Origin of the sequence: Bacillus sp. K2I17 (assembly GCF_002209985.1) — a bacterium.
GTDB lineage: Bacteria > Bacillota > Bacilli > Bacillales > Bacillaceae_G > Bacillus_A > Bacillus_A wiedmannii.
In genome coordinates this window covers 87,414-107,872 of record NZ_NJGF01000003.1, presented here as the reverse complement: position 1 = coordinate 107,872, position 20,459 = coordinate 87,414, and the positions used below count along the sequence as shown (strand labels likewise).

Below are 20,459 nucleotides of genomic sequence, written 5' to 3'. Positions count from 1 at the left end.
ATTCATTCTACAGCCTGTAATAGATTATTAATCTATCAACCTTCTAATAATAATGATTTTGGATCTTCAAGCATATCTTTAACAGCAACAAGGAAGCTAACTGCTTCTTTACCATCAACAATACGGTGATCGTAAGATAAAGCGATGTACATCATTGGACGGTTTTCCATACGTTCTGCATCAATTGCAACTGGACGTACTTGGATTTTGTGCATTCCTAAAATACCTACTTGTGGGCTGTTTAGGATTGGTGTTGACATTAGAGAACCGAATACACCACCGTTTGTAATTGTGAATGTACCACCTTGTAACTCTTTTAATGAAAGTTTGTTATCGCGTGCTTTCATACCTAAATTACGAATTTCGCTTTCGATTTCAGCGAAGTTTAATTGGTTAGCATCGCGTACAACTGGAACAACTAATCCATCTGGAGCTGCTACTGCAATACCGATATCATAGAATTTTTTAATGATAAGCTCATCGCCTTGAATTTCAGCATTTAATAATGGGAATTGTTTTAATGCTGCAACAACTGCTTTTGTGAAGAATGACATGAAGCCAAGACGTACATCATGTTTTTTCTCGAAAGCATCTTTACGCTCTTTACGTAATTCCATGATTGCAGTCATATCAACTTCGTTAAATGTTGTTAACATTGCAGATGTTTGTTGAACTTCTACAAGGCGTTTTGCAATTGTTTGACGGCGGCGGGACATTTTCACGCGCTCAACTGGTTTTTCGAATTCCGTTTTTGCAACTGGAGCAGGAGCTGGACTTTTTGGAGCAGCTGGTGCTTCTTTTGGTGCGGCAGCATGAGCTTGTACATCGTGTGGTCTCACACGTCCAAGTGGATCTGTGCTACGTACGTCGTTTAAGTCGATACCTAATTCACGAGCCATTTTTCTAGCAGCTGGTGATGCGATAGGACGGTTCGTATTCGGTAAACCTTGTAAAGTTGTAGTTTGCTCAGCATTTGGTGCCGCAGCTTTCGGTGCTTCAGTTGTTTCTTGTTTTGGCTGTTCAGCAGCCGGTGCAGGTGTACTTACTGCAACTGGTGCTCCGTTTGCATCTAAAATTGCGATAGTTGCACCAACTTCAACTGTATCCCCAGGTTCGCCTAGTAACTTCGATACAATACCTGAATCTTCTGCAATGATTTCTACATTGACTTTATCAGTTTCAAGCTCAACAACGCTGCCACCTTTCTCAACTTTGTCGCCTACGTTGATAAGCCATTGTGAGATAGTTCCTTCAGTAATAGATTCTGCAAGCTCAGGTACTTTAATTTCGATCATTTTAAATGTCCTCCCCTTATTTGCCTAACGGTGTGTTTTTTCTTCTTTTGTCTTCGGTAATCTCCATTTGTTAGCCTGCCCCCGGGCAGAATATCTGTCCGGGGAGCAAGCTAGAAACCTTCATTATTACTTTCAGTTGCTGAAAACTTCAATTTCTTGTTTATCTTGACGGAAGTTATACTTCACATCTAAAGCGTGTGCAACAATTAGTTCTTGCTCAGCTTTGTGAGCGAATGGATCGCCACCAGATGGGCTAGAGCGATCTGGGCGTCCAATGTAACCTGTTTTCACTTTATCTCCAGCAAGTTCAAACAGAATTGGAGCCATGTAATGCCATGCGCCCATATTACGAGGTTCTTCTTGAACCCAAATAATTTCTTCTAAGTTTTTAAAGCGTTTAATAATAGATTGAACTTTCTCAGCAGGGAATGGGTACAGCTGTTCAATACGAACGACATGAACTTCATCTAAGTTATACTCATGTTTACCAGACTCAATTTCTGCTGCTAAGTCAATCGCCATTTTACCTGTGCTTAAAACAAGACGTTTTACTTTAGTTGGTTTCATGCCAAGGTTTTCTTGTTCTAGAGCAGGTTGGAAACGTCCTTCGCTTAACTGACTAGCAGTTGAAAGCGTAAGTGGGTGACGTAATAAACTCTTTGGCGTCATCAATACTAATGGTCGAACAGCGTCTGTTCCTAAGATAGATGCTTGACGACGTAAAATATGGAAGTATTGTGCCGCGCTCGTTAAGTTTGCAACTGTCCAGTTATTCTCAGCGGCTAACTGTAAGAATCGCTCTGGACGTGCACTAGAATGCTCTGGTCCTTGACCTTCATAACCGTGCGGTAATAGAAGAACTAAACCAGATTTTTGACCCCATTTTGCTCTTCCTGCTGAAACATATTGATCAAATAATGCTTGCGCAGTATTTGAGAAGTCACCATATTGCGCTTCCCACATAACAAGAGTTTCTGGAGCGAATACGTTATAACCATACTCGTAACCAACAACAGCAGCTTCTGATAACGGACTGTTATGAACAGAGAAGGATGCATTAATGTTTGGTAAGCGATGTAATGGTGAATATGTTTCATTTGTATCAGTATCGTGTAATACGATATGACGGTGCGCGAATGTACCACGCTGTGAATCTTGACCAGTTAAACGAATTGGCGTACCTTCTTGTAAAATAGAAGCGAATGCTAATGACTCAGCAAGTGCCCATTCAATTTTACCGTTCTCTTCAAGAGCGTCTTTACGGCGTTCAAGAATTTTCTTTACTTTCGGATATACGTTAAAGCCTTCTGGCCAAGATAGTAGACCTTCATTAATTGCACGAAGTGAGTCAATCTCAACACCAGTATCAATTGGCTGAATGCCTTTTGCAACAACATCTGGCACTTTAACGTCAATTGTTGCAGCGCTCGTATCAGCTGGCGGTACTTGTGCATAGTCAGATTTTAATTGCTCTTGTATAAACTGAGTCATTGTTTCAACCTCATCTGCATTTAGAACACCAGCAGCTTGTAATTGATCTGCATAAATAGCTCTTACAGTTGGGTGATTTTTAATCTTTTTGTACACTTGTGGTTGCGTAACTGCTGGGTCATCCATTTCGTTATGACCGTAGCGGCGGTAACCAATTAAATCGATTAAGAAGTCTTTTTTGAACAATATACGATATTGAATCGCAAGGTTAGCAGCAGCAAGACAAGCTTCTGGATCATCAGCGTTCACGTGAACAATCGGAATATCGAAACCTTTTGCAAGGTCACTTGAATATTTCGTAGAACGAGAATCATAGCTATCAGTCGTAAAGCCAACTGCATTGTTTGCGATAACATGAATTGTTCCGCCTGTTTGGTACGCGTTCAATCTGCTTAAGTTCAACGTTTCAGATACAATACCTTGACCAGGGAATGCAGCATCACCATGAACTAAAATTACGAATGATTTTGAAGTATCTTGTTCTGGAAGACCAGATTTTTTACGATTCTCTTGAGCCGCACGTGCAAAACCTTCTACAACAGGGTTAACGAACTCAAGGTGACTTGGGTTATTTGCTAATGTAACGCGAGTGCTAACTTCTTCGTTACTAACGACTTGTTCTCTACCTAAATGGTATTTCACGTCACCAGTCCAGCCAGAATTTGCCACTGCGCCTTCTGTTTTTGCATGTTTGAACTCAGCAAACATGTGACTATATGGTTTTTCTAATACGTGTGCAAGTACGCTTAGACGACCGCGGTGAGCCATACCAATCATGACATCTTCTACGCCGCCCTTTGCACCTTCGAGAACAATTTCATCTAGAACAGGTACAAGCATATCAACGCCCTCGATAGAGAAACGCTTTTGCCCAACGAATGTTTTATGCAAGAATTGCTCGAAACCTTCAACAGCTGTTAAACGTTTTAAAAGAGCAGTTCGTTTTTTATTTGATAGTGGTTGACGCAATGAATTTGATTCCACCATTTGATGCAACCACGCGCGTTCTTCACTATCTTGTATATGAGAAAATTCATAAGCTAAAGATTTTGTATAAACGTCTTTTAATCTATGAATTACATCAAGTGCAGTGTGAATACCTTCTGGTGCATCTTGCCATACTGTTTTCGCTGGAATCGCTTTCAAGTCAGCATCGCTCAGTTCGTTCATTGCTTTCTCAAGAAGAGATTGTCCATTAGCAGCATCTTCCATCGGATTGATGTGAGCCAACGTATGCCCGAATGAACGAATTTGTTCAACAAGCTGAACGACTTTAAGAATTTTTTCAATGTTCCCTGTGTTTTGAGGAGAAAAATGTGTTGCTGTGTTGTCCCCTGTTACGACATCATCTTGAAACGAAGGAGCTCCAAAAATTTCAAAAAGCTCTTGTAATTCCGGATCAACAGAACCTGCTCCAGTTACGTAAAGATCATATTGCTCAATAACATAACCAAGGTTCGGACCATGGAACTTGGCCCAAGGGTTTGTCGTTGTATTCTTCCTCGTCATTTGTTTAAACCTCCCAATGCATATAATCCTTTTTCCAAACAAAAGGTGCATTTTGCTCTTTTCAATAATTGATGAACCAACAATCAATGTAAATGTTTTCTTTATTCTTATGTTATTACAATAATTTACATAATACCAAACACTATTACTTATCTGTTTTGTAAAAAAACATTCACAATAACTTATCACCCAAGTTAATCTTTCATGTTATAAAGTAATTTCACAGAAAAATGGGGTGGATATATTTGGTATACCTACACGAATAACTAAAATTGTTGCATGTAAATATAAGTATAATAATTAGAATGTTTCGATAAAAATGAGTTCGAATTATGTATATTGAAATAATAAGCGCTTTCATTGATATTATACAACAATATAACGGAATATAGTATAAAAAATAAAAAATTATGAATTTATCGTAAACTTTATTTAGATAGTGTTAAATATTGAAAGGAAAGTGAAGGATTTCTACAAAAAAAGTTGCTAAACATAAAAAATGCTTCATAAACAGTTAGTTTCTATAAATATGACGAAAAACACCGTAAAACCAATAACGCATTTCGTGGAATAAAGAGATGAATGAAATATTTTAAAAGGATAAAACAAATAGGGAGATATTAAATTTAAAAAATAGAGAGGAGAAGATATAGTAACAATTATTTACAGTGTTCCGCGTTTCATTTCAAAATAGACGTGCTGAAATTGAAAAGTTTCTTCTATGTAAATAGAGTGAAACAAACTAAAATGCATGTAAAGGAAACTTGACGTAAAGGATGCTTTACATATATACTCACTGTAAGGAAGGAGGGAGAAATTTCCTTGGAAAATAAAATGGTTGAATACCGAAAAAAATTTGGACTATCTCAAGAAAAATTGGCTGAGAAACTTGGAGTTTCCAGGCAAACCATCATTTCAATTGAAAAGGGAAAATATGATCCATCACTTCCGTTAGCATTTGAAATAGCAAAAACATTTCAGACAACGATAGAACATGTATTTATTTATGAAGGAAAAGAAGAGGGGGAATAGGGATGAATTATTCACAAAAGTACTTTTTAATTATGGGAATTATTTTCTTTATTATGAGTGGAACCATGGTATTAGCGGGCATAATGACGCATTCCGCACCACCGGCTCCAACGTATACAGTACTTACGATGATGATTATGTGTTTCTGCTTAAGTTACTTACACCCGCAATTTAAAGAAAAAGATGAGCGAATGAAACTTATTCGTTATAAAGGAATGTTCTTCAGCTTTTTTGCGCTAACGGCATATTACCTTCTTTTCTCTTTCGGTTTAAATCTACACGTAATTACACTATCTGCGGTTGAACTATTAAACATACTTATGGCACTTACGATGAGTACAGTTTTTATCTCATTTGTTGTTTTATCGAAAAGATATTAAGATGGAAGAGAGAAAGGAAGATTAACATATGCAAATGATGTATGCTTTTGGCATTGGACTTGTATTATTTTTAGCCGTATTCTTATTTATTCGAAAAGACGTTCAAGGTGGGACGTTAACGAAAAGAGGCTTTTATAAAATGATCGGCTGTTTAGTCGTTATGTTTATAGCGATTATCGTAATGATCGTTTTAATAAATCAATCACTATAGAATATAAAAATGGAACCTTACTGTAGTAAGGTTTTTCTTTTTGATGTAAAATCCGAAAATTCCCACGACATCCATTTACTACATATAATGGATATTATATAATTTAATAAAATGATAGACAGGGAGCATAGTATATGAATAAAAAAACTATCTTCTTTTTATTAACATGCCTACTACTTATAGCTAGTATTACTTATATAATATGTAACAAACGAGAACAAGTGCCACCTATGTTAGTATGGGAGCACCAAGAATACTATGTTACGAATGAACCTGCCGAAGCTGAAAAAGTTGGACAAAGGCTCGGAGAAGTAACGAAGAAAATTGAAACAAGTAAAAAACCTACTAAAAACAGTGAATCCAACATAGTACAAGAAAAAACAGAAGTATTCACAATGATAGAGGAAGAAAAAAATCCTCACTCATCTTTAATCATAAAGGAGCCTTATAGTGACGAATATAGAGTAGTAAGACCGATGTTACATGTACTATAAAGTGAAAAGGGGACTCATATGCAGACAGTAACTTATCCATGGTCGTTAAGAAAAATGTTTGTTTTTTTCCTTTGCTTCATCCTTCCGCCAATCGGCGCAATTTATATTTTGATGAATCGAGAAGCGCTACAAAAGAGAGACTTCATTTTATATGTATTATTTGCTGCTATTAATATATCGCTTTGGTTATCACTTATGATCCTCGATCGGAGCGTGTGGATGGTAGCGGGTCATTATGTGTTCGGAGCAATTGTTATTGTTTTTTCGAATATGAATAAGAGATAAGCCAGCAACCTTAAAGTTGCTGGTTTTAATTTTGCTATTTATAATGAGGAAATAAATTTTTAATAGAGAGTAGTGGGCGTTATGAGATGGAAAGAGGGGACGTTTGAAAAAATAGACACGAATGACTCATATAAATGCTATACTAAAAAATGTTTGTAATGTCAGTTTCATACTATTATATAATGCTGACTTACTAGAAAAGATAAGAGGAGAATGAGCGTGCAAAAGATAAAGAAACTATTACTGTTAATGATGGTAGTAGGATTAACAGTAGGTGTTTTAGCAGGGTGTGCAAATCCGAAAGATACGACAGAAGAATTTTTAACAGCGATACAAAAAGGTGATATAGAAAAGGCTCGTACATTTGTTGAGAGTGACAAGGAATTTAACAAACTAAATGAAAAAACAGATGATGCTGAGGCAAAAGCAATGCTGAGTGCAATTACGAAAAACTTTAAATTTGAAAAGCTAGAAGAAGTATCGAAAAAGGATGACAAAGCAGAAGTGAAAGTGAAAATTACATCTGCTGATCTATCCGTTGCTGTAACAAAAGCAGTGGGAGAAGTTATGCCAATGGCCTTCGCTAGCGCTTTTAGCGAAGACAAAGAGCAATCTGAAAAAGCAATCGAAAAAACGATGACATCAGCAATCGTCAAACACTTATCAGATAAAGATGCAATCATGGCAACTCGCGAAGTTACATTGAACTTAAAGAAAAACAAAGATGGCGACTATAAAATCGTTGCAGATGATAACTTGAAAGAAGTATTGTTTGCTAATGCGAAGTCTTTGGAGAAGATGTTTCGTGGGAAGTGATTGATTTAGATAAAAAAGAGAAACCATATCACGTAGAAGGTTGATACGGTTTCTCTTTTTTATGACCCCGGAGAGGCTCGAACTCACGACCTCCACCCTGTCAAGGTGGCGCTCTCCCTGCTGAGCTACGGGATCTTCAAAAATGCGTATGTAACAGCATCTTTAATCTTTATGCTAAAGCAATTATATATAATTAACTGAAATTTTGCAATATTTTTATAGTAAGTTTTAAAAGGGAAATCATATGCAATTATGCGAGTAGTGTCTGAAGGGATAATGATGAGAAGAAGACTTAGTAGAATGTAGCGGTCATATTATTTAATGTATTTATCCAAAGGGTTTTCATCGCTTAAATCAACAAGTAAAGGACATAAGAATAATAAAGGTAGAGCGGCATTAGCATGATGAAAGGTGTCATTTGATAGATACTGCCTTCCAAAACAATACGGGCAATCTTTTTCAAATGTCACGAGTATTGACCATACATCTTTTATTGTCCACTTCGTTTTACAATACGTACAACGCGCCATAGAGTTCCTCCTCATTTTAAGTCTTCTTCTAGTATATTCCATTTTATTGTACTGAAGTCATTTGTATTTGGTGTGATAAAATGTAAGTTGTTTTGTTTTTTTATGTGGATTTATTTAGTCATTTATGATCAATTACATATCGTTTCATGTTTTTGCAGGATGATAGATTTTCAGCTTCAATATGCAAATTGGCCAATATATCCTTTTTACAATTTACTTAAAATCATGTATAACAGAGATACAAGATTATTTTACCCCGCTATTTGCGGACGGTAAGATCCCCACCTCAAAATTTAGCGAAAGCAAAGAAGTTAGGTGGTGGCAGGCTGCTCGTAAAAGCCCGATTGGTGAAGGCTGATTAAAGTTTCACTTTATAAATATTCAGTAGTAGAGGGAGAATTATTGTAATGGTAAGGAAAACGTTCAAGATGCGCGTATCTAGAAATAGAACGATTTCGATTAATGGCTCGATTCTTGATGTGGATGTTACACATGATGAGTTTTTACAAGAGTTTGTTGAGTGGGTCGATTCTAAAGGCTGGTCGTTTATGGGGATGACAGATGAGATTACACCCGAGGAAGCTAGTCAAAATTTAATAGATTCATTGATTGATGAGAAGGATAAGAAAGAATAATTCCTTCTTATTTTTTATTGTATATTTATGTTCTTTATCGTAAAAGTATGATATAGTAAAAAACAGTGAATGTTCTTCCAATTTAATACAATTCACATATAGATTGGTAGATTCAGTTTTTAAGCTGTGAGAGTATAGTGAAAAGGGAGAGTCATATGGTAAACTTTAAGAAAATTTTGGCTTTTGTTACCGTTATTTGTTTATTTTTTTTGACACCTATGACGTTACGTGCTGAGACGAATGTTGGAGTGAATCCAGAACAAGTGGCACCACCACCTGCGGAAGGACCAAATGTTTTTAGTCAGTTTGCAGCTACGATTGATGGGAAAACTGGAGATGTTTTGTATAACAAAAACGCACATCATCGTGCATTTCCAGCTAGTATGACGAAAGTGTTAACAGCGATTTTACTTATGGAGCATACGAAGCCAGAGGATCAATTTACGTTTTCACAATTAGCATTAGATCAAGAGAAGAGTAATTATCAAATTGAATTTCAACCTGGTGAGACGATTAATAGAAATACTGCGCTTATGATTTTAATGGTGCTGAGTGCAAATGATGTGTCGTATGCGATTGCGGAGCGTATTGGCGGAAATGTTGAGAATTTCGCTCATATGATGAATGAGAAAGCAAAGCAATTAGGGGCTACAGATAGTCACTTTGTAACGCCAAATGGATTGCATGATCCAAATCATTATACGACGCCATATGATATGGCCATGATTACGAGAGGTGTGCAAAAGTATCCTGAAATTTTACAAGCGATGAATACGAAAAGAACGACGGTTACGACATCTACGCAAACAGTTTCTATTTTTAATAAGTCTAATTATTTTGAAAATCCATATAGTATTGGCGGGAAGACAGGTTTTACAAATGAAGCGCGTAATACACTCGTTCTATTAAATGAGAAGGATGGCAATCGCATTATAAATGTAGTAATGGCTTCCCAAAGACCTGAAATTTATGAAGATTTGAAGCAGATGGCGGACTATTCTTTCGGTCAATTTGTGAAGCAAACTGTATTAGATAAACATAGCTGGCATCAAAAGGCAACGTATTTAAATAAAGATATTGATAGCGAGCTTGAAAAAAGTGCAGAGCTTATGCTTAAGAAAGATGAAGGTAAAAATGTGAGGACGATTTTCCGTGCGGCTTCATTAGATAAAGATTCTTTGTATCATAAAGGAATTCATCGTGGTGAGGTAGTTGGTGCAGTTGACATCACGAAAAATAATCAAACAATTGCGACGATAAATGTTCTTTCTAAAGAAGATGTTACTTTTGCGATGCCTAAAAAAGATACGGCTACGCCTGAAGTAAACGAATCAAATGTGAAAATAATAAGCATTGGGATAGGTGCCGCTCTATTATTTGGAGCTATTTTATTTGTAGTGCTACGCCGAAATACAACAAGAATGAAATCAGAAGAAAAATAAATTACTAATTAAAAGGCTGTGAAGAGACTTTGTCACAGTCTTTTTTTATATATTAAAAATAACTAATAATTGTAAATTTTATTATTGCATTTCTGTTTTGTTCGTTATATTATTTACTTGTGTTCTTGTTAAAGAACAAGAGTGAATATTGCATACTTCAAATAATATAAAACAACGGAGAGGGAGAGAAACGATGAAATTAATTTGGAAGGTGATTAGCAACGTTATCTCATTTGTTTTATTTGCATTGATGATTTGCTTAGCTTTTGTAGTTATTTCTTCAAAAGCGAGCGGTGGGGATCCAACAGTGATGGGATATCAATTTAAATCAGTGTTATCAGGATCGATGGAACCGACATTTTTAACAGGATCAATCATTGCGATAGAACCGACGAAAGATGGTTCTAAATATCAAAAAGGCGATGTTATTACGTTTAAAGAGAAAGATGACAAAATTATCACTCACCGTATTATCGGTGTGAAAGATACAAATGGAAAAGTAATGTATGAAACAAAAGGGGATAACAACAACGGACCAGATTTAGCACCAGTACTTGCAGAGAATGTAATTGGAAAGTATGCAGATATTACAGTTCCATACGTTGGTTATGGACTGAATTATGCGAGTTCAAAAGCGGGAGCAGCATTACTTCTCATTATTCCTGGAGTCTTTTTACTTGGCTATTCCGCAATTTCTATTTTTGGCGCTATTCGTAGCATTGACGGAGAAAAGAAAGATAAAAAAGTAGAACAATCCGTCTAGTTCGTTTGGTTATACTTTCCGTTTAGGAAGTTAACAAATATATATATATATTAAGGGGATATGGACATGACTTTAAAGAAAAAATTAGGAATGGGTATCGCATCAGCGGTATTAGGCGCTGCATTAGTTGGCGGAGGAACATTTGCATACTTTAGCGATAAAGAAGTGTCAAATAATACATTTGCGTCTGGAACACTTGATTTAGCGCTGAACCCATCAACAATTGTGAAAGTGGATAATTTAAAACCAGGTGATACAATTGAAAAAGAATTTAAATTGGAGAATAAAGGTACACTAGATATTAAAAAAGTACTATTAAATACGGAGTATGATGTAGAAGATGTGAAGAAAGATAATAAGAAAGACTTTGGTGAAGACATTGAAGTAGTTTTCTTGAAAAATATAGATAAAAAAGATGAAGTAATTAAGAGAATGACATTGAAAGAGTTGAAGAGTAAAACAATGACTGCTGCAGAAAATGATTTAGTAAGTTGGTTATGGCCTGAGAAAGGTATTAAAGCAGGAACTAATGATTCATTTAAAGTGAAATTCCACTTTATTAATAAAAATGAACCTCAAAATGAATTCCAAGGCGACAAACTGCAATTAAAATGGACATTTGAAGCACAACAAGGCGATGGAGTGGAGAAAAAGTAATCATAAAAAGAGACTATCAAAAATGATAGTCTCTTTTTATGATAAAAGTGAAATGTACAAAGAAACATAATTTCTTATATCATTTTATAATTCACTTTATTATAATAAAGGTATAGTTCTTGATAAAGAACAAGTTGTTCGATAGGAGAGATTAAAATGCTGAAGCCACCTCGCAAATTCAAAAGGATGCTTATATTGCCATGTTTGTGTTCTATTACTTTTTATTTAGGCTCTCAAATGATGACTTATACAGAAGCAGCTTTCATTCATGAAACGAAAGTTGAGGCTACTATTTCTACAGCAAGTATTTTTCCAAAAACAGTTGATCAATTAACAGAACAAGCTAAGCAACATAAGGAAGTTATTTTGCGTGAGTATGAAGGGATGAAATTGAAATTAACCTTTACTTCCATTCAAGAGTTAGAGCAGGTGCTTGCTACGTGGAAGCAAGGGCGTGAGAAAATAGTTGCGGAAAGAGAATTGTTACAAAAAGTATATGTATCAATAGAGGGTCCTTATAATCAAGTGCAAGAAGAGTTAAAAGGAAATAAAAGCGAATCGAATAAGCCAGTATTCTCATATGTGAATGCTGGTTTTCATATAGTGAAAGACAATTGTGAGTATGTTGATAAAGAGGTAAAGTTACAGGTGATTGATAAACAAATTCAAGATTTTGAGAAATTACTAGTAGAGGAAACAGCAAAACAAGTAAGTGAGGCTAAGAAACAAGAAGAAGCGAAAAAGCAAGAAGAGAGTAAAAAGCAAGAAGAAGCGAAAAAACTAGAAGAGAGTAAGAAACAAGAAGAAGCGAAAAAGCAAGAAGAGAGTAAAAAGCAAGAAGAAGCGAAAAAACTAGAAGAGAGTAAGAAGCAAGAAGAAGCGAAAAAACTAGAAGAGAGTAAGAAGCAAGAAGAGGCGAAAAAACTAGAAGAGAAGAAACAAGAAGAACAGAAAAATAAAGATAGCAAGTAAATACAGCAACTTTTCAGAGCGAATAGAGGTTATAAAGCCGAATAGGTGAGAGAGCATTGCGACTCACCTATTCGGCGTGTCTTCTTTATTTTAACAATACACGTCATATACGAGAAAACTGGTTGGCAGCATGATGGTGAAAGATACTAATTAGTATAGATAGTGAAAATTAATTACGTTTTTCTTTGTTTCTCAACAAATTTCCGAAAATTTAAAATGATATTGAGAAATAAAAATAACTGAAAATACTAATAAAAAAATGTTGTATTTATATAGAGTTGTTCGTTATAATGAACTTAAGGTTTTTAAAAGAGAACGAATATTAGCTAAGCTAATATAGTTTTCTTTATGTCCCTTATTGAAAAATTATAGGGGGAAAAATATAAAAAACAGCTAGGGGGAATTGATTGTGAGTCTGAAAAAGAAATTAGGTATGGGAGTTGCATCAGCGGCACTGGGGTTATCTTTAATTGGTGGAGGAACGTTTGCATACTTTAGCGATAAAGAAGTATCAAATAATACATTTGCAGCTGGGACGTTAGATCTTACATTAGACCCTAAAACGCTTGTAGATATTAAAGATTTAAAACCAGGGGATTCTGTTAAGAAAGAGTTCTTATTAAAGAATAGCGGTTCATTAACAATTAAAGACGTTAAACTAGCAACAAAGTATACTGTGAAAGATGCAAAAGGTGATAATGCTGGTGAAGACTTTGGTAAGCACGTTAAAGTGAAATTCCTTTGGAACTGGGATAAACAAAGTGAGCCTGTATATGAAACAACTTTAGCTGATTTACAAAAAACTGATCCAGATCTTTTAGCTAAAGACATCTTTGCTCCTGAGTGGGGAGAAAAGGGTGGATTAGAAGCTGGTACAGAGGATTATTTATGGGTACAATTTGAATTTGTAGATGATGGAAAAGACCAAAATATCTTCCAAGGTGATTCATTGAATTTAGAATGGACATTCAATGCTAACCAAGAAGCTGGCGAAGAAAAATAATAAAAAAGCGGGTATCCCCCGCTTTTTTTTATAAAGAAAAAGAAGTGCTGGTTGTTAGCACTTCTTTCTATTATTATTTTTGATCGTGCTTCCATTTTGTAAATTCAAGAAATTCACGAAATTGTTCTTTGGAGACACCAGAGTTCATTGCATCTTTAACAAGCTGTGTCCATTCGGAGTCTAGGTTAGTTTCCTTTGTTGTTTCATCATGAAGTAAAGTATCAACTGGAATTTGTAGAACTGCTGCGATCTTTTCAAGAAACTGAATGGAAGGGTTTTTTTGTAAATTTCGCTCTATAGAACTAATGTAAGATTTAGCAACACCAGCTTTTTCGGCAAGTTCAGTTAATGAAATACCTTTTTGTAAGCGAAGGCGTTTTATACGTTCTCCAATCATATTTGCGCACCTTTCTATCAATATGTAGTCGTCTTATGATGTCATTATTATAACATAAACTTCGTTAAAAAGAACAAGGCTATTGAGCCTGACTGGATGGCTTCATACGTCTTAAAAAATGTTCGATATCTTGCAGGGCGATACCAGCGTCTAGAGCTTCAAGTATTAAATCAATCCATTCTTGGTCCAGTGCGTCAGTCTTATCTTTGTACAAATGTAATTCCTCCCTAATTATCGGTCATAACTGCTGCTACAGAATATATGATAATGCAATCGCATTTTGTGTTTTATATAGTGAATTATCAAATATTTTGTAGATAAAACAAAGATAAAATCCCCATTAAATTCCCTCTATGGCGATTATAAAGTTTCTGACAAATATTTTCAATATTTTCAGAAAACATTGTTGAATTGTGATATATTCGTATGCTAACTATGGAATTTTTACAAATATGTTAAAAAAATTACATAATATAACTAAATATTGAAAAAATATTGAATTTTTAATAAAATTCAATTTGTAATACATATTTTTTATTAGGGGAGGAAATAAGGGATGAACAAGAAACCGTTCAAAGTTTTGTCATCAATCGCTTTGACAGCTGTGTTAGGTCTTTCATTCGGGGCGGGTGGCCAGTCTGCATATGCTGAAACACCTGTGAATAAGACAGCTACGAGTCCAGTCGATGATCATTTAATTCCAGAAGAACGTTTAGCAAATGCGCTAAAAAACCGTGGGGTAATTGATTCGAAGGCTTCAGAGACAGAAACAAAGAAAGCCGTCGAAAAATACGTAGAGAACAAAAAGGGTGAAAATCCTGGGAAAGAAGTATCAAATGGGGACCCACTTACAAAAGAAGCATCTGACTTTTTAAAGAAAGTGAAAGATGCGAAAGCTGATACGAAAGAAAAGTTAGACAAACCAGCAACAGGAACACCTGCAGCGACAGGCCCAGTTAAGGGTGGTCTAAATGGTAAAGTACCAACTTCTCCAGCAAAGGGAAAAGAATATAACGGTGAAGTTCGTAAAGATAAAGTACTCGTTTTACTTGTAGAGTACGCTGACTTTAAACATAACAATATCGATAAAGAACCTGGTTATATGTATACTGACGATTTTAACAAAGAACATTATGAAAAAATGTTATTCGGTAATGAGCCATTCGCATTAGAGGATGGCAGCAAAATCGAAACGTTTAAACAATATTACGAAGAGCAATCTGGCGGTAGTTATACAGTAGACGGAACAGTTACAAAATGGTTAACAGTTCCTGGTAAAGCTGCTGATTACGGTGCAGATGGTGCGACAGGTCATGATAATAAAGGACCAAAAGGACCACGTGATTTAGTAAAAGATGCATTAAAAGCAGCTGTAGATAGCGGTATTGATTTATCAGAGTTTGACCAATTCGATCAATATGATGTAAATGGCGATGGAAATCAAAAACAACCGGACGGTTTAATTGATCACTTAATGATTATCCATGCGGGTGTTGGACAAGAAGCAGGCGGCGGTAAATTAGGTGACGATGCAATTTGGTCACATCGCTGGACTGTTGGACCAAAACCATTCCCAATTGAAGGCACACAAGCGAAAGTTCCATATTGGGGGGGAAAGATCGCGGCATTCGACTACACAATTGAACCAGAAGATGGCGCAGTTGGTGTATTCGCACATGAATATGGTCATGATTTAGGTCTTCCAGATGAGTATGATACAGACTATACTGGTGACGGTGAACCAATTCAAGCTTGGTCTGTTATGAGTGGCGGAAGCTGGGCTGGTAACATTGCAGGAACAACGCCAACGAGTTTCTCACCACAAAATAAAGAGTTTTTCCAAAAAACAATCGGTGGTAACTGGGCAAATATCGTAGAAGTAGATTACGAGAAATTAAATAAAGGTATCGGTCTAGCAACATATTTGGACCAAAGTGTTACGAAATCTAACCGCCCAGGTATGATTCGTGTTAACTTGCCAGATAAAGATATAAAAACAATTGCTCCAGCATTTGGTAAGCAGTATTACTACAGCACAAAAGGTGACAATCTTCACACAAAAATGGAGACGCCACTGTTCGATTTAACAAATGCAACGACTGCGAAATTTGATTTCAAGTCATTGTATGAAATTGAAGCAGAGTATGATTTCCTTGAAGTACATGCTGTAACAGAAGATGGTCAGCAAACATTAATCGAAAAACTGGGTGAGAAAGAAAATAGTGGAAATGCACATTCAACAAATGGAAAATGGATTGACAAATCATACGATTTAAGCCAATTCAAAGGTAAGAAAGTAAAATTAACATTTGAGTACATTACAGATGGTGGTTTAGCATTAAACGGTTTCCTACTTGATAATGCATCACTAAATGTAGACGGTAAAGTAGTATTCTCTGATGATGCAGAAGGTACACCGCAGTTCAAATTAGATGGATTCGCTGTATCTAATGGAACAGAGAAGAAAAAACATAACTATTATGTAGAGTGGAGAAACTATGCTGGTTCGGATAACGCATTGAAATATGCTCGCGGTCCAGAATACAACACAGGTATGGTTGTATGGTATGCAGACTCAGCTTATACAGATAACTGGGTTGGTTTACATCCAGGACATGGTTTCCTTGGCGTAGTTGATTCTCATCCAGAAGCAATTGTTGGAACTTTAAATGGTAAACCAACAGTAGCAAGTAGTACACGATTCCAAATCGCTGATGCGGCGTTCTCATTTGATAAAACGCCAGCTTGGAAAGTTGTATCTCCAACGCGCGGAACGTATACGTATAATGGCTTAGCAGGCGTACCGAAGTTTGATGATTCGAAAACGTATATTAATAAACAGATTCCAGATGCAGGACGTATTTTACCGAATCTTGGCCTGAAGTTTGAAGTAGTAGGACAAGCTGATGATAATTCTGCTGGTGCTGTTCGTTTATATCGTTAATACAGTAAAACTACCGAAAGATTTTCTTTCGGTAGTTTTTTTGTGAGCAATGAATTTTATATGCAAGAAGAAATTATATATAATGTAACTTTACGAATAGAAATTTATTATATATGAAGTCTATATAAATAATGAAAGAATTGGATAAAAATAGTGGGAGAAGGTGAATGAATGAGTGTTTCTTCTATTGTAAATAAACAAAAAGCATATTTTTATAATGGCCATACGAGAAGTGTAGAAGTGAGAAAGAATAATTTGAAGAAGCTTTATGAAGGCATTCAGCGTTTTGAAGAAGAAATATTTCAGGCATTGAAATTAGATTTAAATAAGTCAGTTCATGAGTCGTTTACAACGGAAGTTGGATATGTATTAAAAGAAATTTCCTTTCAATTGAAGCATATTTCATCGTGGAGTAAACCGAAGCGGGTTCGAACAGCACTCACTCATTTTGGATCAAAGGGGAAAGTAGTTCCTGAACCGTACGGTGTGACACTTATTATTGCACCGTGGAACTATCCGTTTCAATTAGCAATTGCACCTCTTGTAGGAGCGTTGGCGGCTGGAAATACAATTGTTTTAAAGCCGTCAGAGTTAACGCCAAACGTTTCCAAAGTACTTACGAGGATGTTAGAGGAATTATTCCAAGAAGAGCTTGTAGCGGTAGTAGAAGGCGGTGTAGAAAAGAGTACGGAATTGTTAAAGGAACCGTTTGATTATATTTTCTTTACAGGTAGTGTCGGTGTTGGAAAAGTTGTGATGGAAGCAGCAGCGAAACGGTTGACGCCACTCACGTTAGAACTTGGGGGAAAAAGCCCATGTATTGTACATAAAGATGCAAAAATAGATGTAACAGCAAGACGAATTGTTTGGGGTAAGTTTTTAAATGCAGGGCAAACGTGTGTAGCGCCTGATTATATGTATGTGCATGCTTCGGTGAAAGAACAGTTAATCGAGGCATTACGACACGAAATTGCGGAGCAGTATGGAAAAGATCCACTAAACAATGACAATTATGTACGAATTGTGACTGAACGTCATTTTGAACGTTTATGTTCATTTTTGAAAGATGGTAAAACGGTAATCGGCGGGAACTATAAAAAAGAAACTTTACATATAGAACCAACAGTGTTAACAAATGTTACATGGCAAAGTACTGTTATGGAAGATGAAATTTTTGGTCCGATCTTACCAATTGTAGAATACGACAACATAGAAGAGGTAATTGGAACAATTCAGCAACATCCGAAGCCATTAGCGTTATATGTATTTTCTGAGGATAAAGAAGTACAAAAGAAAGTGACAAGTAATATTTCATATGGCGGGGGCTGTATTAATGATGTTGTCTATCATCTTGCAACGCCATATTTACCTTTTGGTGGTGTTGGAAGTAGTGGATTAGGTAGTTATCATGGGGAAGAAAGTTTTCGGACTTTTTCACATTATAAAAGCATTTTAGCCCAATCTACGGCATTCGATATGAAAATTCGTTACTCTTCTACAAAAAGTGCTTTAAAATTCATACGAAAGTTGTTAAAATGATGATGGTGTTTATCAGTAGGCGTAGCCGTATGATAATAGCCCCTTCGTAATGGAAGGGGTTTTTCTGTTCGACATATGTATCATGCAAAAATGAATCAAACATACTACATAAAGAATAGAAGAGAACGCTAAACAACCATTTTTGTTTGGATCGAAACAAAAAATAGTCTATAGAACATAAATATTTATTCATGAATATAAAAATTAAAATTTAAGGTAGATAGGACGGGAAAATGAAAAAGATTATTAAAGTTGAAGCAGTAGAAAAACATTTTGGAAATCAAGTGATTATCCCACCTCTTTCTTTAGACATTAAAGAAGGGGAATTTTTAACGATTTTAGGGCCGAGTGGTTGCGGGAAAACAACGTTACTTCGCATGATCGCAGGCTTTGAAACGCCAACTAAAGGGAATCTTTTATTAGATGATGAAAAGATTAACGATTTGCCACCATATAAGCGTCATATGAACTTAGTGTTCCAACATTATGCGCTATTCCCACATATGAATGTGGAGAAAAATATTTGTTTCGGTATGAAAATGCAGAAAGTACCGGCAGCAGAGCAGAAAGAGCGTGCTGAAGAGGCAATGCGTTTAACGCAGTTACTTGAGTTCCGTAATCGTAAACCTGCAAAGCTTTCTGGTGGACAGCAGCAGCGTGTAGCAATTGCGAGAGCGATTGTAAATAACCCGCGTGTATTATTACTAGATGAGCCACTTGGGGCGTTAGACTTTAAGTTAAGAAAAGATTTGCAACGTGAATTGAAAAACTTACAACGTAATTTAGGAATTACATTCATATACGTAACGCACGATCAAGAAGAAGCGATGAGCATGAGTGATCGTATTGTCGTTATGAATAAAGGACATATTGAACAAATTGGAACGCCGAAAGAAATTTACAATAAGCCGAAAACAATGTTCGTTGCGACATTTATCGGTGAAAATAATATTGTGAAAAACGGGGAAGGCTATGTAGCAATTCGCCCTGAAAACGTAAAAGTACGTTCGGTTGAAGAGCCGATTTTAAAAGAATACCATCTTGGACATATTGAAGACGTTGAGTTTGTTGGAAATATGGAAAAGCTGTATGTACGTGACGAGAAAACATCAGAATTACTAATGGCATATCAAACTGCTGAAGAAGCAGCGCAGTGGAGCATTGGAGATAATGTATACGTAGGCTGGGAGCAAGAGGACGAGGTGACCTTAAATTGAAAAAAGGGAAATTACTCGCACTACCGACAGTCGCGTGGCTGTTAATCTTCTTCCTAATTCCCCTTCTGTTTGTATTGGCATTTGCCTTTATGCAGCGCGGGGCATATGGGACAGTTGAAATGCAATTTACGTTAGAGAATATAGCTCGTGTGTTTGATCCACTATACATGGGAACGTTATGGGAAACTGTTAAGATTGCAGTTATTACAACAGTAATCTGTTTAGTAATTGGTTATCCATTTGCTTATACAATTACAATTGTTGATCGCAAATACCGTTCAATTCTTTTATTATTGGCAACGATCCCGTTTTGGATTAACTTCCTTGTTCGTTCATACGCATGGATTGTTATTTTACGTTCACAAGGTCTTGTAAACACATTGCTATTGAAACTAGGTATTATAAGTGAACCTTTAAATTTACTATATAACACACCTTCTGTAATACTCGGAATGGTCTATTCTTTATTACCATTTATGATTTTACCGGTGTATGCAGCGATTGAGCAGCTTGATAAGCGTAAGCTAGAAGCAGCTTATGATTTAGGAGCAACACCAGCAAAGGCATTTTGGAATGTAACAGTACCAATGACGATGTCAGGGATTGCTACTGGTTCTATTTTAGTGTTTGTTTCTTCTATCGGAATGTTTGTTGTATCAGACGTTATGGGTGGATCGAAAGTAGCGTTAATCGGAAACGTAATTCAAAATCAATTCTTAGGAGCGCGTGACTGGCCGTTTGGATCTGCGTTATCTATGATTGTTGTTCTATTCTCTGTTCTGTTAATTTACTTATATTATCGTGCAACGAAAGTATATAAATATGATGGGAACGGAGGGGAATAGGC

General features: G+C 36.1%; 21 protein-coding genes and 1 tRNA gene. 16 read left to right on the top strand and 6 right to left on the bottom strand.

What is annotated here, in order from left to right; genetic code table 11:
- Positions 1-35: 35 nt before the first annotated feature.
- Both odhB and odhA read right to left on the bottom strand, forming a co-directional pair.
- Positions 36-1,295 (bottom strand): 2-oxoglutarate dehydrogenase complex dihydrolipoyllysine-residue succinyltransferase, encoded by a 1,260-nt coding sequence (gene odhB, locus CER22_RS05710; RefSeq protein WP_000569906.1) that lies wholly within the window; start codon positions 1,293-1,295, stop codon positions 36-38.
- Between the two features lie 132 nt (positions 1,296-1,427).
- Entirely contained in the window at positions 1,428-4,295 is a 2,868-nt protein-coding gene (gene odhA / locus CER22_RS05705; protein ID WP_088608361.1) for a 2-oxoglutarate dehydrogenase E1 component, read from the bottom strand.
- Positions 4,296-5,117: 822 nt separating this feature from the next.
- On the opposite strand from odhA, the gene CER22_RS05700 reads away from it, so the two are divergent.
- From CER22_RS05700 to CER22_RS05675, 6 genes are all read left to right on the top strand, one after another.
- Positions 5,118-5,327, top strand: coding sequence for a helix-turn-helix transcriptional regulator (locus CER22_RS05700; RefSeq protein WP_000428506.1), 210 nt, complete (start codon positions 5,118-5,120; stop codon positions 5,325-5,327).
- A gap of 2 nt (positions 5,328-5,329) precedes the next feature.
- Positions 5,330-5,707 (top strand): permease, encoded by a 378-nt coding sequence (locus CER22_RS05695; RefSeq protein WP_088062535.1) that lies wholly within the window; start codon positions 5,330-5,332, stop codon positions 5,705-5,707.
- A gap of 28 nt (positions 5,708-5,735) precedes the next feature.
- Positions 5,736-5,918, top strand: a complete 183-nt coding sequence (locus CER22_RS05690; RefSeq protein ID WP_001178300.1) for a DUF3976 domain-containing protein — start codon at positions 5,736-5,738, stop codon at positions 5,916-5,918.
- 134 nt (positions 5,919-6,052) lie between these two features.
- Complete coding sequence (locus CER22_RS05685) at positions 6,053-6,412, top strand: hypothetical protein (RefSeq protein ID WP_088062537.1); 360 nt, start codon at positions 6,053-6,055, stop codon at positions 6,410-6,412.
- 18 nt (positions 6,413-6,430) lie between these two features.
- Positions 6,431-6,697, top strand: coding sequence for a hypothetical protein (locus CER22_RS05680; protein WP_142291692.1), 267 nt, complete (start codon positions 6,431-6,433; stop codon positions 6,695-6,697).
- A 219-nt stretch (positions 6,698-6,916) separates the two neighbouring features.
- Positions 6,917-7,513: a hypothetical protein gene (locus CER22_RS05675; protein WP_141542783.1), complete on the top strand. Its 597-nt coding sequence runs from the start codon at positions 6,917-6,919 to the stop codon at positions 7,511-7,513.
- A 62-nt stretch (positions 7,514-7,575) separates the two neighbouring features.
- On the opposite strand, the gene CER22_RS05670 is transcribed toward CER22_RS05675, so the two are convergent.
- A tRNA-Val gene (locus tag CER22_RS05670) sits at positions 7,576-7,648 on the bottom strand.
- Between the two features lie 179 nt (positions 7,649-7,827).
- The gene (locus CER22_RS05665; protein WP_048526759.1) at positions 7,828-8,043 is read right to left on the bottom strand and encodes a hypothetical protein; all 216 of its coding nucleotides are present in this window, start codon (positions 8,041-8,043) and stop codon (positions 7,828-7,830) included.
- 407 nt (positions 8,044-8,450) lie between these two features.
- Between CER22_RS05665 and CER22_RS05660 the strand changes: the two genes are divergently transcribed.
- The 6 genes from CER22_RS05660 to calY all read left to right on the top strand — a co-directional run bounded on the left by CER22_RS05660 (position 8,451) and on the right by calY (position 13,515).
- Positions 8,451-8,678 carry a hypothetical protein gene (locus CER22_RS05660; RefSeq protein ID WP_000251865.1) on the top strand — a complete coding sequence of 76 codons (228 nt, stop codon included), beginning with the start codon at positions 8,451-8,453 and terminating at the stop codon, positions 8,676-8,678.
- Between the two features lie 155 nt (positions 8,679-8,833).
- Positions 8,834-10,120, top strand: a complete 1,287-nt coding sequence (locus CER22_RS05655; RefSeq protein ID WP_088062541.1) for a D-alanyl-D-alanine carboxypeptidase family protein — start codon at positions 8,834-8,836, stop codon at positions 10,118-10,120.
- A gap of 193 nt (positions 10,121-10,313) precedes the next feature.
- Positions 10,314-10,883: a signal peptidase I SipW gene (gene sipW / locus CER22_RS05650; protein WP_088062543.1), complete on the top strand. Its 570-nt coding sequence runs from the start codon at positions 10,314-10,316 to the stop codon at positions 10,881-10,883.
- Positions 10,884-10,949: 66 nt separating this feature from the next.
- Positions 10,950-11,540 carry a TasA family protein gene (locus tag CER22_RS05645; RefSeq protein WP_088062545.1) on the top strand — a complete coding sequence of 197 codons (591 nt, stop codon included), beginning with the start codon at positions 10,950-10,952 and terminating at the stop codon, positions 11,538-11,540.
- Positions 11,541-11,696: 156 nt separating this feature from the next.
- Complete coding sequence (locus CER22_RS05640) at positions 11,697-12,512, top strand: DUF4047 domain-containing protein (protein ID WP_088062547.1); 816 nt, start codon at positions 11,697-11,699, stop codon at positions 12,510-12,512.
- Between the two features lie 409 nt (positions 12,513-12,921).
- Complete coding sequence (gene calY, locus CER22_RS05635; RefSeq protein ID WP_000053730.1) at positions 12,922-13,515, top strand: biofilm matrix protein CalY; 594 nt, start codon at positions 12,922-12,924, stop codon at positions 13,513-13,515.
- 73 nt (positions 13,516-13,588) lie between these two features.
- On the opposite strand, the gene CER22_RS05630 is transcribed toward calY, so the two are convergent.
- Both CER22_RS05630 and CER22_RS05625 read right to left on the bottom strand, forming a co-directional pair.
- A complete protein-coding gene (locus CER22_RS05630) occupies positions 13,589-13,912 on the bottom strand; it encodes a helix-turn-helix domain-containing protein (RefSeq protein WP_088062549.1) in 324 nt (107 codons plus the stop codon).
- Between the two features lie 79 nt (positions 13,913-13,991).
- A complete protein-coding gene (locus tag CER22_RS05625) occupies positions 13,992-14,126 on the bottom strand; it encodes an anti-repressor SinI family protein (protein ID WP_088062551.1) in 135 nt (44 codons plus the stop codon).
- A gap of 342 nt (positions 14,127-14,468) precedes the next feature.
- Here CER22_RS05625 and inhA1 point away from each other — a divergent pair, with 342 nt between their 5' ends.
- From inhA1 to potB, 4 genes are all read left to right on the top strand, one after another.
- Positions 14,469-16,856, top strand: coding sequence for a M6 family metalloprotease immune inhibitor InhA1 (gene inhA1 / locus CER22_RS05620; protein ID WP_088608360.1), 2,388 nt, complete (start codon positions 14,469-14,471; stop codon positions 16,854-16,856).
- A 171-nt stretch (positions 16,857-17,027) separates the two neighbouring features.
- Positions 17,028-18,395 carry an aldehyde dehydrogenase gene (locus CER22_RS05615; RefSeq protein WP_060489442.1) on the top strand — a complete coding sequence of 456 codons (1,368 nt, stop codon included), beginning with the start codon at positions 17,028-17,030 and terminating at the stop codon, positions 18,393-18,395.
- 233 nt (positions 18,396-18,628) lie between these two features.
- A complete protein-coding gene (gene potA / locus CER22_RS05610) occupies positions 18,629-19,612 on the top strand; it encodes a spermidine/putrescine ABC transporter ATP-binding protein PotA (RefSeq protein WP_000720323.1) in 984 nt (327 codons plus the stop codon).
- Positions 19,609-20,457 carry a spermidine/putrescine ABC transporter permease PotB gene (gene potB, locus CER22_RS05605; protein WP_000715495.1) on the top strand — a complete coding sequence of 283 codons (849 nt, stop codon included), beginning with the start codon at positions 19,609-19,611 and terminating at the stop codon, positions 20,455-20,457. The genes potA and potB overlap by 4 nt, the downstream gene beginning before the upstream one ends.
- The last annotated feature ends 2 nt before the right edge of the window (positions 20,458-20,459 follow it).